The following is a 15,071-nucleotide window of genomic DNA, read 5'->3' as shown; positions in this document are numbered from 1 at the left end:
GTGGGATACCAAGTCACGGTCATTGGGTTAACGCGGCATGAATGACGGTGCACGTCAGGGCGGTAAATGCCCGTTATGCGCAGGAATCGTCTGCCGCATTGGTGAACGCCAGATCGGGGGGCAGGGTGTCGGCGGCTGAGGCGCTCTTCGGGGCCAGCGTCGGGGTCAGCGGGGCGCCGACGGACTTGGGCTGGGCGACCTTCCCGGAGAAGCTCGACCCGAGCACCACCTCGACGATGCCGCCCAGTTCGGTGGACTCCTGCAGCACCGCACCTGGCAGGGAGGACGCCACCGTCGCGGCCTCCGCCTCGAGCCCGGGGGAGTAGCGGACCAGCGTGTTCGTGCTGGTGCCGCTGTAGTTCCCGACGCTGTAGATCTGGAATCCGTACGAGCCGAGGTCGTCGGCGGCGGTGGCGGCGAGTCCGGTGACACCGGACCCGTTGGACACCTGCAGCGAGACGTCCGTCGGGCTGACCGCCTCGAGCGCAGGCGGCGCGGGCGCGGCGGGCTTCGGGGCCGCGTGTGTGGAGGAGGGGGGCGCTTCCTTGCGCTCCTCGCCCGGCAGCGGCTCGTCGTCGATGATCGCCTGGAAGATCGCGTCGATGTCGTCCTGGCGGGGGATCTCGTTGCCCAGCTCGTTGGTGCCAGCGGTGGGGACGGTGAGGAAGGTGACCGCGCCCGCGTCGACGTTCTGCAGCGACCGGCCCAGCATCACGAGCGACTTGGTGTCGATGTTCTGGACGAACGTGTCGCGGGTGAAGGCGTTGATGAAGCCGTTGAGCTTGCCCGGGTCGAAGAGCACCTTGTTCGACAGCGCCCCGCGCAGCAGCGAGGAGAGGAACATCTGCTGGCGCTTGATCCGGCCGTAGTCTCCGTTGCCCTCGGCCTCGACCTTGCGGGCACGGACGTAGTTCAGCGCGGTGGCGCCGTCGATCGTCTGCTTGCCGGGGTTCGGCAGCACGGTTCCGAGCTCCCCGTCGATCAGGGGTGTGGTCGTGCAGACCTCCACCCCGCCGACCTGGTTGACCATCGACTCGAAACCGGAGAAGTCCATGGCCACGAAGTGGCCGATCTTGAGGCCCGACATCTTCTGGATAACCTTGACCAGGCACTTCGGCCCGCCGAACGCGTATGCCGAGTTGAGCTTGTCGTTGTCCGCCGCCGGATTCATCTCGGTCGAGTACTGGCCCGTGTCGCTGTTCCAGTCCGCGCAACTCGGCCGAGCGATGTCCAGGTCGCGGGGGAACGACACCGCCACGACCCGGCTGCGGTCCGCCGGGATGTTGACCAGGATCACCGTGTCGGCGCGGGCGCCCTCGGCATCGGCGACCGAACCGGCACCAACGCCGCCGTTCGCGCCCGCCCTGGTGTCGGTGCCCACGATCAGGTAGGTCTCGTCGCCGGTCTGCCCGCCCGGGTCGACGACGTCGGTGCTGTCGAGATCGAGCGCGGCCACCTGACTGAAGCCGTTGTCGGTGTTGCGCAGGTAGCCCCACGCGACGCCGGTGATCCCGACGGAGGCCGCCGCGGCCACTGCCACGGCGCTGCGGCCGAGTACCCGCCACCGTTTCTGCTTGCGGCTCTTGCTCGCGGCGAGCCGGGTCTCGCCCGGCGCGCCGACGCGGGCGGGCTCACCGACGGTGGGGCCGACGTGTTCGGGTTCCGCCCGGCGCAACCAGCCGGTGGTCGGCGAGGCAGGCGGGTCGGGCACTGGATCCTGCCGCGGGCGGGCGGGCGGTAACGGCGACATCGCGGGGGTCTTCATCCGGCCGCTGTCGCCCGGGGGCGGGCCGACGCGGTTCACCAGGTCGGAGACGGACAGCCGCTCGGTGTGCTCACCGGGTTCGCTGTGCCGGTGGCCGATCCGGCCGCTGTCGGTCCGCTGCTGGTCGGGCGGGCCGGATTCCGGCCGTTTCGGGGTGGGCGGCTGCTGCGACTCGGGCCGGTACTGGGGCCGGCTCACGTGTGAGAGCGGTCGTTCCCAGGGAGCGCGACCTTCAGGCACTGGGCCCGGAGTCTGATCGTCGCTCACCTACTTGAACCCTGCCTCTCACCTCTGCGCTCACCGCCACACCGGACGGTCACAACATGATACTTATCGGGACTCCTGGTTCCACGCAAGCTAGGGCGCCGCAGGATCGGTGCCTGCGCGGCGACCGGACTGCACTGGTCAGCCGCCCGAATGCATCAGATCGGCGCCGGCGGGCACCAGGCAGTCCTCCGGGTCGTCGAGCCAACCCTCGGGCAGGGAGACCTTGCCGGGCGACCCCTGGCGCCCGCGCGGACCCTCGGCGTCCTTGGGGAAGGGCACCGTCGGGTCGAGCTGGGCGAGCAGGTCGTCGAGCTCGGTGAGGGTGGACACCATCGCCATCGCCACCCGCATCTCCGACCCGGCGGGGAAGCCACGGAGATACCAGGCGACGTGCTTGCGCAGCTCCCGCAGGCCCTTGTCCTCGCCGTGGTGGTCAGCCAGGAGCTCTGCGTGCCGCCGGATGATGGACGCGACCTCGCCGAGGTTGGGCGGGGTCGGTTCGGGGGTGCCTGCGAGAGCGGCACTCAGCTCGGCGAACAGCCAGGGCCTGCCGAGGCAGCCGCGGCCGACGACGACGCCGTCGCAGCCGGTCTCCGCCATCATCCGGACCGCGTCCTCCGCGGCGAAGATGTCGCCGTTGCCGAGGACCGGGACGTCGGTGACGTGCTCCTTGAGCCGGGCGATCTCGTTCCAGTCCGCGGTGCCCGAATACCGCTGGGCGGCGGTGCGAGCGTGCAGGGCCACCGCGGCCGCGCCCTCGCCCGCGGCGATGCGTCCCGCGTCGAGGTGGGTGTGGTGCTCGTCGTCGATGCCGACCCGGAACTTCACGGTGACCGGGATGTCGGTGCCCTCCGTCGCGCGGACCGCGGCCGCGACGATCTGGCCGAACAGGGTGCGCTTGTACGGGAGGGCCGCGCCGCCGCCCTTGCTGGTCACCTTGGGAACCGGGCAGCCGAAGTTCATGTCGATGTGGTCGGCCATGTTCTCGTCGACGATCATCTTCGCGGCGGCGTAGGTGGTGGCCGGGTCCACGGTGTACAGCTGCAGCGACCGCGGCGTCTCGGTTGGCCCGAAGGTGGTCATGTGCAGGGTCGCGGGCTGGCGCTCGACCAGCGCCCGCGCGGTCACCATCTCGCAGACGTACAGGCCCGAGGTGCTGCCCGACCGCTCGAGTTCGAGCTCACGGCACAGGGTGCGGAACGCCACGTTCGTGATGCCCGCCATCGGGGCGAGCACGACGGGGCTGCGCAGCTCCAACGAGCCGATTCGGAGGTGCTGGCCGGCGGGTGATGACATTCGATACCTCGATAGAAAGGGCTGTGCCCGGTACCTGTTTCGGTACCGGGCACAGAATAGCTGGCGCTGTCAGGAAGCCTGCTGCTCGCGCTTGGCGGCCTCGCGGGCCAGCATGCGGTCGCGCTGCTCCTCGAACTTGACGGCCTGCGCCTCGAGGTTCTCGAGGAACTTGGCGAGGGACTCACGGGTCTGCTCGCCCTCGGCGGTGAAGTCGGTGCGCTCGAAGATGTTCCACTTGCGGAGCACCGGCATCACCACCTCCTCGAGGTGCTGACGGAGGTCGTAGATGCCGTGCTTGGCCATCAGCACGCCGTTGCGGCGGAAGTTGGGCATGCCTGCGCCGGGCATCTGGAAGTTCTGGACGATCTCGTTGATCGATCGCAGCGCCTGATCGGGCGCCAGGTCGAGGGCCGCACCGCAGATGTTGCGGTAGAAGATCATGTGCAGGTTCTCGTCCGCGGCGATGCGCTGCAGCATCTTGTCGGCGATGGGCTCGTTGCAGGCCTTGCCGGTGTTGCGGTGCGAGACGCGGGTCGCGAGTTCCTGGAAGGTCACGTAGGCGACGGAGTGCAGCAGGCCTGCGGCGCCGCCGTCGGGGAGCGACGAGTAGCCGTTGGTCATGTGCTCCATGCGGAAGCGCTCGAGCTCGACGGGGTCGACGGCGCGGGTCACGACGAGGTAGTCGCGCATCACGATGCCGTGCCGGTTCTCCTCGGCGGTCCAGCGACCGACCCAGGTGCCCCAGGCGTGATCCATCGAGAAGTTCTCGGCGATCTCGCGGTGGTAGGAGGGCAGGTTGTCCTCGGTGAGCAGGTTGGTGATCATGGCCGCGCGCGCGACCTCGTCGAGCTGCGACTGCTCGATGTCCCAGTCGTCGCCGCCCATCGCGGCGAAGTTGCGGCCCTCGTCCCACGGGACGTAGTCGTGGGGGTGCCATTCCTTGGCCATGGAGATATGGCGATTGACGTTCTCCTCAGCAACCTGCGCCAGCTCCTGAAGCAGTTCGAGTTGGGTCAGATCCCTGGCCATACGCATGCCCTCCAAGTGTCGTCCGAAATCGGCTCAACGTAGCCTACGGGACCGTAACCACGTTGTGAATCGTTTGAAAGGCTCACAGCCTGGGAATTTCCCGCCGGGCATGGGTCAGCCCCCTTCCGGCTCATCGGCCCCGTCGGGCGGTTCGTTACACGCGGGTCGGGGGAGATACCGCGCGGATTCCCGCCGCCGAGAACAGAGATGGCGGCGTCCCGACCGGGACGCCGCCATGTCGGCAGAGATCGTTGTCGACTACTTGCGTCCGCCGCCGAGGAGGCCGCCGAGCAGGTCGCCGAGGCCGCCGGCCGCGCCGCCGCCCGCCGCACCGCCCAGGATGCTGCCGAGGACGTTGCCGAGGCCGCCTGCGGACTGCCCGCCGCCGCCGAGCAGGCCGCCGAGCAGGTCGCCGATGCCGCCGCCGGACTGGGCCTGCGCGGGCGCCGCCGCGCCGCCGCCGGAGAACTGCTTGGCGATGAACGCCAGCACGATGGGGGCCAGGATCGGGAGCAGCTTGCCGACCAGGTTGCTGTCACCGGCGCCGCCCGTGTTGCCCAGCGCGCTGATCACCTGGTTCTTGTTGTCACCGAACACGTTGTTGACGATCTTCTCGCCGTCGGCCTCATCGACCTGGTCGATGTCGACGCCGCCGGTGAGCAGGGCCGGATCGGAGTGCTGCGCGAGAGCGGATTCCAGTGATGCGGCACCGGCCGGGTCCTGGGCGTTCGCCTCGAGGCCGCCGACAAGGGTCGGGATGGCCGTCTTCACCGCCGCGGTAGCGGTCTCCTCGTCGACCCCGAGCTTGGCAGCGATCTGGCTGATCGGGATCTGGGACAAAAGGTCGTCAAGTGATGCCATGAGTGCCCGCCTCTTCGTGGACGCTCTTTTATCGAGTGTCCGGGTGCGTCCGACCCTAGTGACCGTTCCGGCAGGTTGGGAGGAGCGGCGCGCGGACCGGCGCGTCGATTCAGACGGTCGCGGAGGCCTTTTCGCGCGGGACGAGGCACGCGAGCAGCGCCACGACGAGCCCGCCCGCAACGAGGTTGAGGCCCATCTGATTGCTCAGCAGGTTCGACGCATGGTCGCGGAAAGCGTCGCCGAAGCGTTCATTGACCCGAAAGAAGAACGCGGCCAGGGTGATCACACCGACGATGACGCCGGCCCAGCCGAGCGCCCTCGAGCCGACGAGCGCGCTGAGCAGGAGGAGCACCGCCGAGGCCACCAGCAGCATCGCCATCGACTTGTAGAACGTCACCGACTGATCGCCGAGCTGCTCGAGTGCCCAGCCTGAGGGGAATCCGTTTATCAGGTCGCGGATCTCGACCTCGGTTGGCGTGACTTCCTGCATGATCGGCAGGAACGCACCGATGCCGATCGCGATCCCGCACAGCAGCAGGACGAAGTGGACCCAGGTTCGCATGGCGCTCTCCCTCGGGATCGGATCGGGTGTCACGCGTGCTCGACTCACGGTAACAACACGCAGGGTTCGCCGCTGGCGGAACCCGATCGATGCGAGCAGGATTCACGCCAAGGGCGACAACATGCGACGTCTCGAGGAGGACGGTGCGACATGAGCGAGGAGAACGCCACCACCGGTGCTGCACCGGCCGGGAAGGCGGGAATGCCCGGCTGGGCGAGGAAGGTTGTCGCCGGGCTGATTCTCGCTGTCGTCCTGGTGATCACGTACTTCATCCTGGCCGCGTTCCTGCCTCGATGGTGGGCCCAGCAGGCCGGGGCATTGTCGTCGGGCAGCTTCACGCGGGGCATCGCATGGGGGCTGATGTACGGCGTGCTGTGCACGGTGGTGCCGCTGTTGCTGTTCTACCTGGCCTGGCGGGTCCGCGGCAGGAAGCACGGCCGCGTGGTGCAGGTGGTGGCGGTGATCCTGGGAATCGTTGCGGCGCTGCCGAACCTGCTGACCCTCACGGTGGTGTTCGGGGGGAACACCGCAGCCCACGCGGGGGAGCGGATCCTCGACGTGGACGCGCCCGGCTTCCGGGGTGCGTCGCTGGTCGGCGCGATCATCGGGGCGCTGGCCTTCGCGGTGTTCGTCGCCCGCAGCGTGTCCTACCGGCGCCGTGGGGCGGAGCTGGCCAGGATGCGCGGGGAGGAAAGGGCGCGCCGAGAGGCGGTCGCGACGGACGCGGAGGTCGCGTCGGGGCCGGACGAGCAGGGCTGAGTCCCGCGGCTCATGCTCGGCGGGCGACGAAGTCGCGAAAGCGCCGGACCGGCGGTGTGAGCGGGCGGTCCCGGACCCAGATCATGCCGATCTCGCGCGCCGCACGCGCGCCGCGGATCGGGATGACCACGATCCCGTCGGGCCAGCGGGCCCCCTGCGCGACCGGGACAAGCGCCACTCCCAGCCCGGCGGACACCAGGCCCGTCGTCGTGGCGAGTTCACTGCTCTCGAAGACGATCTCGGGCGTGAATCCGGCCCCCTCCGAGGCCTCGTCGAGGAGCCGTCGCATGCCGAAGTCGGGATGCATGGCGATGAACGGCTCGTCGGCGGCGTCACCAAGGCCGATGGCGGCGCGGCCGGCGAGGCGATGCCCGGCGGGAACCGCGAGCGCGAGGGGCTGGCGGCTCAGCAGCAGCCACTGCAGATCGGCGGCGTCCGGTCGGGGCGAGACCACGGCCAGATCGGCATCGCCGGACCTGACCCGTTCGCCGAGGAGCCCGGCCGCGCCCTGATGCAGGGCGAACCGGACCTGCGGCGCCTCGGCGCGGAAGCCCCGGATCAGATCGGGGATCAGCCAGGTGCCGAACGAGTGCAGGAAGTCGAGTCGCACGGTGCCTGCCGAGGGGCTGGTCATGGCGGCTATCCGCTCCTCGGCGCTTGTGAGTTCCCTCAGCGCACGCGAGGCGTGCTCGAACATCAAACGGCCGTGCTGGTTGAGGCGGAGACGGCGTCCGTGACGGTCGAACAGTTCCACGCCGAGCTGTCGCTCGAGCCGGGCCAACCGGCGGGACAACGTCGGTTGTGACAGTCGCAGTATGTCGGCCGCGGAGGTCACCTGACCCTCCTCGGCGAGGATCACGAACCAATTCAGGTCGGCGGAGAGCATGTCGGTCCGATCCCTTGACGACTACATATGTTCTATTCGCATATAGAACACCAAAAACTCTCATTATGTCGATAAGCGCGGACCGGTCAGGATGGACTTCGGAGGCCATCAGATGACCATGACGACGACACTCGCGGGGCGAGACGTACCGCACCGACGCGGATCCCCCGGCTACACCAGGACCACGCTCGCCCTGTTCGCGGCCGGGCTGACCACCTTCATCTCGATGTACTCGACGCAGGCGCTGCTGCCCGCGCTGGCAGAGGACTTCGCGGTGCCGCCTGGCACGGCCGCGCTCGCGGTCTCGGTGACCACCGGCGTGCTCGCGATTGCCGTCATCCCGGCGAGCGTGCTCTCCGAGCGGTTCGGACGCACCAGGGTGATGATCTGGTCGGCCGTGCTGTCCTGCGCCGTCGGGTTGGTGCTGCCCCTCAGCCCGACGATCGAATGGCTGCTTGTCGGTCGCGTGGTCCAGGGGGTTGCCCTGGCGGGCATCCCGGCCGTGGCGATGGCGTATCTCGCCGAGGAGGTACACGGCACGGATCTGGGGGCCGCGATGGGCCGGTATGTCGCAGGAACCACCATCGGTGGGCTGCTCGGCAGGCTGATCCCGTCCACGGTGCTCGACATGAGCACCTGGCGATGGGCGATGGAGGCGTCCGCGGTGGCCGCGTTGCTGCTGGCGGTCGTGATGGCCAAGGCGATGCCGGAATCGCGCTTCTTTCGGCCGAAGCCGGTGAGCTGGGGGACCGTCACGGCCAACCTCGTTCTGCACCTGCGCAACCCGGATCTCCGGGTGCTGTTCGCGCTCGGATTCATCCTGATGGGCGGTTTCGTCTCCGCCTACAATTTCCTCGGTTTCCGGCTGCTGGCCCCGCCGTTCGATCTGACGGAGGCGGCGGTCGGCGCGGTCTTCCTGCTCTACCTCGCGGGGACGGTCACCGCCGCGGTGGCCGGTCGACTGAGCGACCTGGTCGGCAGGCGGTGGGTGCTCCTGGCGGCGGTGTGTACGAGCGCGGTCGGTCTGGTGGTGACGCTGCCGGACGATCTCGCGCTGGTGCTGGTCGGCATGCTGCTGTTCACCGGCGGGTTCTTCGCTGCGCACTCGGTGGCCAGCGGCTGGGTGGGTGCGCTCGCCACCGAGCACCGTGCGGAGGCGTCCTCGCTGTACCTGTGTGCCTACTACCTCGGCTCGAGCCTGGCCGCCGCCGGTGCCGGCCTCGCCTTCGGGTGGGGCGGATGGACGGCGACCGTGGCCTACATCGGCGCGCTGCTGCTCGCCGCGATCTGGCTCTCCGTTGTGATGCTCCGGAGGGTCGAGGTCAGACGCGCTGACGCGCCCGCATGAGCGGCAGGCTGGCCTGCTGCCTGGCCGCGAGGCCGAGCGCGCCCGCCGCGGTCACGATCGCCCCCGCGGCCACGGACACGATCGCGGCCGCAGTCGTCCCGTTGGGGAAGTCCATCGCCAGCGGTGTGGCGAGCAGGAAGAGCCCGAGCGCGATGAGACCCCAATGGCTCGACCGTGATTCGGTGGTCATCGCCCACAGGCCTGCGGAGTAGGCGAGCAGGCCGAGGATGAGGATGGCGCCGGTGATCTGCCGGTAGCCGTGATCCGGCACCCACATGCTCAGGATCACGAGAGCGATCCCGGTCGCGACGACGACCATGTCGCGGCGTACCTCGCGGACGTGTTCGGAATCGCTCATCGCAGCCTCCCTGATGGTGCGCCGCCACGCTCACCGGCCTATCGGAGCGTGACGTCACTCGCTTCCGGTGTCCCCATTCTGGACCCGCTGTGGGTGGGTGTCGAGCCGTGAATCGGATTCGGGAGGCACTCAGTCCAGGCCGGCTTTGCCCGAGGCGGGGCTGCTGAACAGGGGTTGCGGCGGGGCGGGCGTCGACCCCGGCGTCGGGGCCGAGCCCGTGAGGCTGATGGTCTCGGGGTGGCTGAAGAGGGGGACCGGAGGATCGACCATGTGTTCCATTGGGTGAGCATGCGCCAATCCGGCGCGGAAGGCCATCGACGCGCCGAGACGAAACTGGCCCCGCCGGGCGATTGCCCGGCGGGGCCGGCGGTGCCCCCAGTAGGGCTCGAACCTACGACCTGCGGATTAAAAGTCCGTAGCTCTACCAACTGAGCTATAGGGGCGCGGTGCAGAAGTCTAGTGGCTTCGCCGGGTCGGCGAGGACAGGACCCCGGCAACGGTGACCGCGCCGATCTCGGCCGCGTCGACGCCCGTTCGCGGCCGGGTGCGCGATGATGGCGGGGAGGTCATGGGAGGGCTGATGGAGAAGCCGCGAATCGACCCGGTTCAGGTGTCGTGCGAAGTCCGAAACCGGCTCTACCGGAGGGCGGTACTGGCAGGTTCGGATCTTCCGCTGGACGAGATCGCCTCGTACCGGTCGGACGAGGACGCGCTCATCTGGGTCGATCTGCTCGCCCCGTCGGTCGGCGACATCGTCGCGCTGGCCCCGTTGATCGGAGGCGCGGTGGCGTTGCATCCGTTGGCCGTGGAGGGAGCGATCACCGGACACCAGCGCCCCCGGCTGGTCAGGTTCCGCGATCACAGCATGTTGCACACGCGTGCTGTGCGTTTCGATGCGAAGGCCGGTCGGCTCAGCACCACCGACATCTCGATCTTCATCCTCGACCGCGCACTGATCACCATCCGGTCCGACGACCGTTTCGCGATCGACCCGATCCTCGAGAGCTGGGATGACAACCCGGATCTCGCGGGATTCGGCGTCGGCTTCCTGCTGCACACGGTCCTCGACGAGATCGTGGACGGGTATTTCGTCGCCCTCGATGCCCTGGACGAGGAGATCCAGGGGCTCGAGGACGAGCTGCTGGTCTCGGACAGCGCACAGAGCGCGGGACGGTCGAGGAACGCGGTCCAGCTGCAGAGCTTCACGCTCCGCAAGGCGGTGGTGCAGCTGTCACGGTCGGTGCTCCCGATGAACGAGGCCTTCAGCGCGCTGCTCCGGCAGGGCGCGCACGTGCTCGACGCCGAGATGACGCCCTACTACCAGGACATCTACGACCATGCCCTGCGCGCCACCGAACGAATCGACGGGCTGCGTGACACCATCGAGTCGATTCTCGCGACCAACCTTGCCATGCAGGGCAATTCGCTCAACGAGATCATGAAGAAGCTCACCGCCTGGGCCGCGATCATCGCCATTCCCACCGGGGTGACGGGCTACTTCGGCCAGAACATCCCGTTTCCCGGCTTCGGCCAGACGGAGGGGTTCTGGCTGAGCGCGGTCCTGCTGGTCGGGCTCGCCTTCGGGCTGTGGCTGAGTTTCAAGCGCCGCGACTGGCTGTGAACGAGCGCCGAATCGCGTGGCGTGGAGAACACAAACGGCTCGGGTGCGCACCCCCTGCGCCGCACCCGAGCCAGCTGAATCGTACCACTCGGTGTGTTCTGCGGTCTGGATACCTTACCCGCAGGTAGGTGGAATCCGCATGCGGTTCCCCCGAAAAGGTCCAAATTAGGGATAAGGTGACAACGAGGTCGTCTGGTGGCCTGTCGGGGCACGGGATAGAGCTGCACGGTTTTCGGAGGCGACTGGCTCATATGGCACGTCAACAGGAACGCGCACGTCGGACGCGCGCGGCGATCGTGGAAGCCGCTGCGGTGGAGTTCGCCCGCAGGGGCTACGCCGCCGCGTCGGTGAACACGATCCTCGAGGGATCACACGCCACCAAGGGCGCGATGTATTTCCATTTCGAGTCGAAGGAAGAGCTGGCCCGGGCCGTTCTCGCCTCGGCGCTCGAGCACTACACGCAGACCAATGATCGCTGGAAGGCCGTCGACGCCGATCCGTTCCAGGTGCTGCACTCGATCATTGTGGAGCTGGCGGAGCGGTTCGCCAACGACGTCATCGTCCAGGCGGAGTTCCGGCTGATCGTCGAGCCCGAGTTCTACGCCGAGGTGCGGTCCGGTGGTTCTCAGGTGTGGGGACAGACGGCGTACGAACTCGTGCAGCGCGCGCAGGCCGAGGGGCAGCTCCGGCCTGGGGCCGACCCCGGCACGTTCACCCGCGTCCTCGGTGCGGCACTGGCCGGCCAGCGCTACATGCTCGACCTCACCACAGACAGCACGCCGCTGCGCGAACGCTTCGAGGAAGCGCTCGCGGTCGTACTCGAGGCGACGGCGTCGCAGGAGTGGCTCGAGGGCTGGCGTCGCACCGGCTGGCTGGACCTCCGCGCCGACACTGGGGTCGAAACCCCCGAAAATGGGCCAGAAACCGGCTCTGACCATACGATTTGAGTTTTTCCGAATCAGTGTCTTAAGCTATCCCAGCTCCCAACGGAAAGCCGTTGAGGGAATTGCCGGAGAGATTCGGCGGGCCCCCTTCGTCTAGCGGCCTAGGACGCCGCCCTTTCAAGGCGGTAGCGCGGGTTCGAATCCCGTAGGGGGTACAGTACGACCGGTAAGATCGAGTGTTGTTGACACCAACACTTTTGCAAGGCCCTGTGGCGCAGTTGGTTAGCGCGCCGCCCTGTCACGGCGGAGGTCGCGGGTTCGAGTCCCGTCAGGGTCGCAAAGTGCCGTAAGGCACAGCGCGATAGGCATTCGGTTCGGGTGCCGCCCGGCCAGGTAGCTCAGTTGGTACGAGCGTCCGCCTGAAAAGCGGAAGGTCGCCGGTTCGATCCCGGCCCTGGCCACCAGAGTGGTTTGATGAGACTCCGGCTTCGAGTTCGACTCGAGGTCGGAGTTTTTTCGTTTGTCCGTCCGGTCACCGGCTCCCGGGGCTGACGACTCCGTTGTCGAAGGCGTACACAATCGCGGCGGCCCGGTCACGAAGCCCGAGCTTGAGGAAGATGTGACCTACGTGACTCTTCACGGTGACCCCGGAAATCCCTAGCTCCCGACCGATCTCGGCGTTGGTGTGTCCACGCCCGATGAGGGTCAGCACGTCGAGCTCGCGCGCGGTCAGCTCGTCGAGGGTCGAGGCGCCGTTGCCAGGGGCCGGTGCGGACGTGCGGTAGGTGGCGAGGACCCGCTCGGTGACCGCCGGGTCGAGGCACGCACCGCCCTCGGCGATGGTCCGAATGGCGCGGATGAGCTCCTCGGCGGGCGAATCCTTGAGGATGAAGCCGGCGGCACCCGCGCGCAACGCGCCGGAGAGCAACTGGTCGTCATCGAAGGTGGTCAGCACCAGCACGGGCGGCGGGTGATCGGTCGATCGCAGCTGCCTCGTCGCCTCGATGCCGTCGACCTGCTTCATCCGCAGATCCATCACCACGACGTCGGGCGAGTGGAGCGCCACCGCGGCGGGCACCTCCGCGCCGTCGGCGCACTCGCCCGCGATGACGAAGCCGTCCTTGCGCCGCAGGATGCGTCGCAGTCCCGAGCGCACCAGCTCCTGGTCGTCGACCAGGAGCACCTTGACGTCGGGCGCGGTCACGAGAGCCCGGGGATCCTGCGCGAGAGCGCGCAGTTGCGGATCGCGGTCCCGAGCGGGAACTCGGCGCGCACCGACCACCCGTGCGCGTCCGGGCCCGCGACCAGCGAGCCGCCGAGGAGCTCGGCGCGCTGCCGCATCCCCCGCAGGCCGGACCCGGCGCCGGGCTCGGGTCGCGGCACCCGGTGGGTGCCGTTGACGATCGACACGACAACCGCATCCTCCGCCACCCGGAGCCGGACCTTCGCGGTCTCGCCGGGTGCGTGCTTGACGACGTTGGCCAGAGATTCCTGGGTGATCCGATACAGGCCGAGTCCGGTCGCCGCGGAAACGGCCTCCGGACTGCCGGACAGGTCGTACTTCACGTGAACCCCCGCGCGGACGAAGTCTGCGACGAGTTCCGGGATGTCGGTGATGTCGGGCTCGGGCGCGACCCTGGCGGGCCCGCCGTCGAGCAGGCCGACGGTCTGCCGGATGTCGGCCATTGCCTGCCTGCCAAGACGCTCCGCGTCGGTGAGGGCGTCGATCGCCTCGTCGACATCACGATCCTCCTGGAGTGCCCGGCGGGCACCGGTCAGGTGCAGCAGGGTGATGCTCAGCGAATGCGCGATGACGTCGTGAACCTCGCGGGCGATGCGCCGCCGTTCGTCGCTCGCGGCCTGCGCGGCACGGCGGGCCACCGCCTCACGCTCCCGCTGCACCAGGCGCAGCTGCGTCTGGAGCACGAATCCCACCATCCATGCGAGCACGACGCCGGTGAGATAGGGCGGCACCCCTTCGAGGTCACCGAGGGTGGCCGCGGCCACTATCGTCGCGGCCGCCGCGACGGCCACCGGGACGCTGACCCTCGGTCCCGTGGTCGCCGCGACCTGGGCGACGGCGACGATGAGGATGAACGGCGCGATGTCGTTGGGTACGGGATCCAGTAGCAGCAGTGCCGTTCCGGCAAAGGTGGTCACGATGATGGTCCATGGCACCAGCGAGGGGCGCGGCAGCGGCAGGCCGAGCATCAGCCACAGGCAGGCGCTCATCGCGATCAGCCCGCCGACCAGTGCCCATCCCGGTGGGACGAGGGCCCCGCGCTGCGCAACCGCGGCGGTGGCGGCGGCGATCAGGCAGAGATCCGCCGCGATCGGGATCGCGGGCGGGTAGTCGTAGGGCAGCACCGCGATGCGGCGGTGTAGGTACTCCGTTACCACCTTCACCCCGCCAGCCTAAGGGCTGATCCGGCCGGTGGCATCGTGCCACGGGCGGCCCCGGTCTCCACCCACGGTAGGAGACGAAGTCGCGACCCTGGCATGTCGAACCGGGCCCGACGGCTCCGTAGCGTCAGCGGTACCGACAGATACGGAGGTGAGTTCAGTGTCCTGGAATGACTTTCATGCACGCGGGGCCGTGCTTCAGCTGGTCATGGAGCGGGCTCGGGTCGACCCGGGCGATCCCGGGCTGTTCGTCGACCTGCCCGATATGGAGAAGCTGTTCGGGGGACCCGACGGCGTCCTGCTCGCGCTCGAGCATCGATGGACCACCCACCTCGCGGCCAAACTCGATCAGGCGATCGAGGACGGTGCCCCGCCGAACACCGCATGGAACGAGCTGACCGCCGAACAGCCGGTGCTGCGGGCGCTGCTCGATCGGTACGCAGGCGGATCACGATCACTACGGGAGGCCCAGCAGGCCGAGCGGGGCATGATCGGCGCTCATTTCAACGCCCAGGTCCATGCCGACGACAGCGGAGGGCTCGGCCGCGGCCGACCGGAGTCCGGTGCCGCCGCGGCCTCGCCGCCGGCGCGAGTGGTCAGCCGATGCTGAAGGGCTGCCCCCAGAGGGTGACGGTGCCCTTGACGTTCTCGGTGTCGACGGTGACGTTGACGTAGGAGCGGGCCTGGGCGTAGCCGGCGCAGCCCTCGACGCCCATGGTGGAGTCGGCCCAGGTGACGCTGCCGGAGGCGCCCTCGAAGGAGTGCTCACCGGAGTGCGACTCGCCACCGAAGTCGTCGGCTTCCTCGAGGTCGAGGACCGAGAAGCTGGCGGCCTCGCCGGGGCCGATGGAGATGTTGCCCGCGCTGTCGGCGGTCATCGCGGCGTCGCCGTCCTCGTTGGCCCAGGTGGTGCCGCCGCCGACGTTGTGGCCGGTCTCGCCGCCCAGGGTGAGCTGGCAGGCCACGATGTAGCCGGGCTCGATGTCGCCGCCCTCGGCGCCGGAGCCGCCGGAGATCTCGACCTTCGCCGAA

At 68.8% G+C, this 15,071-nt stretch carries 15 protein-coding genes and 4 tRNA genes; 8 read left to right on the top strand and 11 right to left on the bottom strand.

From position 1 onward, the window contains the following. Positions 1-73: 73 nt before the first annotated feature. The 5 genes from BR31_RS0125320 to BR31_RS0125300 all read right to left on the bottom strand — a co-directional run bounded on the left by BR31_RS0125320 (position 74) and on the right by BR31_RS0125300 (position 5,780). On the bottom strand, positions 74-2,032 hold the full coding sequence (locus BR31_RS0125320; RefSeq protein ID WP_027503380.1) for an LCP family protein: 1,959 nt from the start codon (positions 2,030-2,032) through the stop codon (positions 74-76). 138 nt (positions 2,033-2,170) lie between these two features. Beyond that, a complete protein-coding gene (dusB, locus tag BR31_RS0125315) occupies positions 2,171-3,328 on the bottom strand; it encodes a tRNA dihydrouridine synthase DusB (protein WP_027503379.1) in 1,158 nt (385 codons plus the stop codon). Between the two features lie 69 nt (positions 3,329-3,397). Further along, positions 3,398-4,357: an acyl-ACP desaturase gene (locus tag BR31_RS0125310; protein WP_027503378.1), complete on the bottom strand. Its 960-nt coding sequence runs from the start codon at positions 4,355-4,357 to the stop codon at positions 3,398-3,400. Positions 4,358-4,615: 258 nt separating this feature from the next. Then, entirely contained in the window at positions 4,616-5,218 is a 603-nt protein-coding gene (locus BR31_RS0125305; protein WP_027503377.1) for a DUF937 domain-containing protein, read from the bottom strand. Positions 5,219-5,327: 109 nt separating this feature from the next. After that, positions 5,328-5,780 carry a hypothetical protein gene (locus tag BR31_RS0125300; RefSeq protein WP_027503376.1) on the bottom strand — a complete coding sequence of 151 codons (453 nt, stop codon included), beginning with the start codon at positions 5,778-5,780 and terminating at the stop codon, positions 5,328-5,330. 150 nt (positions 5,781-5,930) lie between these two features. On the opposite strand from BR31_RS0125300, the gene BR31_RS0125295 reads away from it, so the two are divergent. Beyond that, positions 5,931-6,539 carry a hypothetical protein gene (locus tag BR31_RS0125295; protein ID WP_027503375.1) on the top strand — a complete coding sequence of 203 codons (609 nt, stop codon included), beginning with the start codon at positions 5,931-5,933 and terminating at the stop codon, positions 6,537-6,539. Positions 6,540-6,549: 10 nt separating this feature from the next. Here the strand turns inward: BR31_RS0125295 and BR31_RS0125290 are convergent, their stop codons facing one another. After that, positions 6,550-7,425, bottom strand: coding sequence for a LysR family transcriptional regulator (locus BR31_RS0125290; RefSeq protein ID WP_027503374.1), 876 nt, complete (start codon positions 7,423-7,425; stop codon positions 6,550-6,552). A gap of 112 nt (positions 7,426-7,537) precedes the next feature. On the opposite strand from BR31_RS0125290, the gene BR31_RS0125285 reads away from it, so the two are divergent. After that, positions 7,538-8,773 (top strand): MFS transporter, encoded by a 1,236-nt coding sequence (locus BR31_RS0125285; protein WP_027503373.1) that lies wholly within the window; start codon positions 7,538-7,540, stop codon positions 8,771-8,773. Here the strand turns inward: BR31_RS0125285 and BR31_RS0125280 are convergent. Both BR31_RS0125280 and BR31_RS0125270 read right to left on the bottom strand, forming a co-directional pair. Continuing rightward, positions 8,748-9,131 (bottom strand): SPW repeat domain-containing protein, encoded by a 384-nt coding sequence (locus BR31_RS0125280; protein ID WP_037178387.1) that lies wholly within the window; start codon positions 9,129-9,131, stop codon positions 8,748-8,750. The two genes, BR31_RS0125285 and BR31_RS0125280, sit on opposite strands and share 26 nt — an antisense overlap. Before the next feature lie 370 nt (positions 9,132-9,501). Then, a tRNA-Lys gene (locus BR31_RS0125270) sits at positions 9,502-9,574 on the bottom strand. 56 nt (positions 9,575-9,630) lie between these two features. Here BR31_RS0125270 and BR31_RS0125265 point away from each other — a divergent pair. The 5 genes from BR31_RS0125265 (at position 9,631) to BR31_RS0125245 (ending at position 12,100) form a co-directional block, all read left to right on the top strand. Further along, on the top strand, positions 9,631-10,752 hold the full coding sequence (locus BR31_RS0125265; RefSeq protein ID WP_231496702.1) for a magnesium transporter CorA family protein: 1,122 nt from the start codon (positions 9,631-9,633) through the stop codon (positions 10,750-10,752). 251 nt (positions 10,753-11,003) lie between these two features. Further along, a complete protein-coding gene (locus BR31_RS0125260; RefSeq protein WP_027503370.1) occupies positions 11,004-11,699 on the top strand; it encodes a ScbR family autoregulator-binding transcription factor in 696 nt (231 codons plus the stop codon). 79 nt (positions 11,700-11,778) lie between these two features. Further along, positions 11,779-11,851, top strand: a tRNA-Glu gene (locus BR31_RS0125255). Positions 11,852-11,899: 48 nt separating this feature from the next. After that, positions 11,900-11,973: transfer RNA gene (locus tag BR31_RS0125250), tRNA-Asp, on the top strand. Positions 11,974-12,023: 50 nt separating this feature from the next. Continuing rightward, a tRNA-Phe gene (locus tag BR31_RS0125245) sits at positions 12,024-12,100 on the top strand. A 68-nt stretch (positions 12,101-12,168) separates the two neighbouring features. Here the strand turns inward: BR31_RS0125245 and BR31_RS0125240 are convergent. Both BR31_RS0125240 and BR31_RS0125235 read right to left on the bottom strand, forming a co-directional pair. Beyond that, entirely contained in the window at positions 12,169-12,819 is a 651-nt protein-coding gene (locus BR31_RS0125240) for a response regulator transcription factor (protein WP_037178429.1), read from the bottom strand. Positions 12,820-12,836: 17 nt separating this feature from the next. Further along, positions 12,837-14,042 carry a sensor histidine kinase gene (locus BR31_RS0125235; protein WP_231496701.1) on the bottom strand — a complete coding sequence of 402 codons (1,206 nt, stop codon included), beginning with the start codon at positions 14,040-14,042 and terminating at the stop codon, positions 12,837-12,839. 157 nt (positions 14,043-14,199) lie between these two features. On the opposite strand from BR31_RS0125235, the gene BR31_RS32030 reads away from it, so the two are divergent. Further along, positions 14,200-14,649, top strand: a complete 450-nt coding sequence (locus BR31_RS32030) for a hypothetical protein (RefSeq protein ID WP_197023712.1) — start codon at positions 14,200-14,202, stop codon at positions 14,647-14,649. Here the strand turns inward: BR31_RS32030 and BR31_RS30180 are convergent. After that, a partial coding sequence (locus tag BR31_RS30180) for an MspA family porin (RefSeq protein ID WP_197023711.1) occupies positions 14,636-15,071 on the bottom strand: 436 nt, incomplete at its 5' end. The two genes, BR31_RS32030 and BR31_RS30180, sit on opposite strands and share 14 nt — an antisense overlap.

This window comes from Rhodococcus sp. UNC363MFTsu5.1, assembly GCF_000686785.1.
Lineage (GTDB): Bacteria > Actinomycetota > Actinomycetes > Mycobacteriales > Mycobacteriaceae > Rhodococcus_G > Rhodococcus_G maanshanensis.
This window is presented reverse-complemented; position numbering and strand designations above follow the sequence as displayed.

Excerpts from the sequence above, each read along its gene's own strand:
- dusB (WP_027503379.1), bottom strand. The coding sequence starts at position 3,328 with ATGTCATCACCCGCCGGCCAGCACCTCCGAATCGGCTCGTTGGAGCTG.
- BR31_RS0125310 (WP_027503378.1), bottom strand. The coding sequence starts at position 4,357 with ATGGCCAGGGATCTGACCCAACTCGAACTGCTTCAGGAGCTGGCGCAG.
- BR31_RS0125305 (WP_027503377.1), bottom strand. The coding sequence starts at position 5,218 with ATGGCATCACTTGACGACCTTTTGTCCCAGATCCCGATCAGCCAGATC.
- BR31_RS0125300 (WP_027503376.1), bottom strand. The coding sequence starts at position 5,780 with ATGCGAACCTGGGTCCACTTCGTCCTGCTGCTGTGCGGGATCGCGATC.
- BR31_RS0125295 (WP_027503375.1), top strand. The coding sequence starts at position 5,931 with ATGAGCGAGGAGAACGCCACCACCGGTGCTGCACCGGCCGGGAAGGCG.
- BR31_RS0125290 (WP_027503374.1), bottom strand. The coding sequence starts at position 7,425 with ATGCTCTCCGCCGACCTGAATTGGTTCGTGATCCTCGCCGAGGAGGGT.
- BR31_RS0125285 (WP_027503373.1), top strand. The coding sequence starts at position 7,538 with ATGACCATGACGACGACACTCGCGGGGCGAGACGTACCGCACCGACGC.
- BR31_RS0125280 (WP_037178387.1), bottom strand. The coding sequence starts at position 9,131 with ATGAGCGATTCCGAACACGTCCGCGAGGTACGCCGCGACATGGTCGTC.
- BR31_RS0125260 (WP_027503370.1), top strand. The coding sequence starts at position 11,004 with ATGGCACGTCAACAGGAACGCGCACGTCGGACGCGCGCGGCGATCGTG.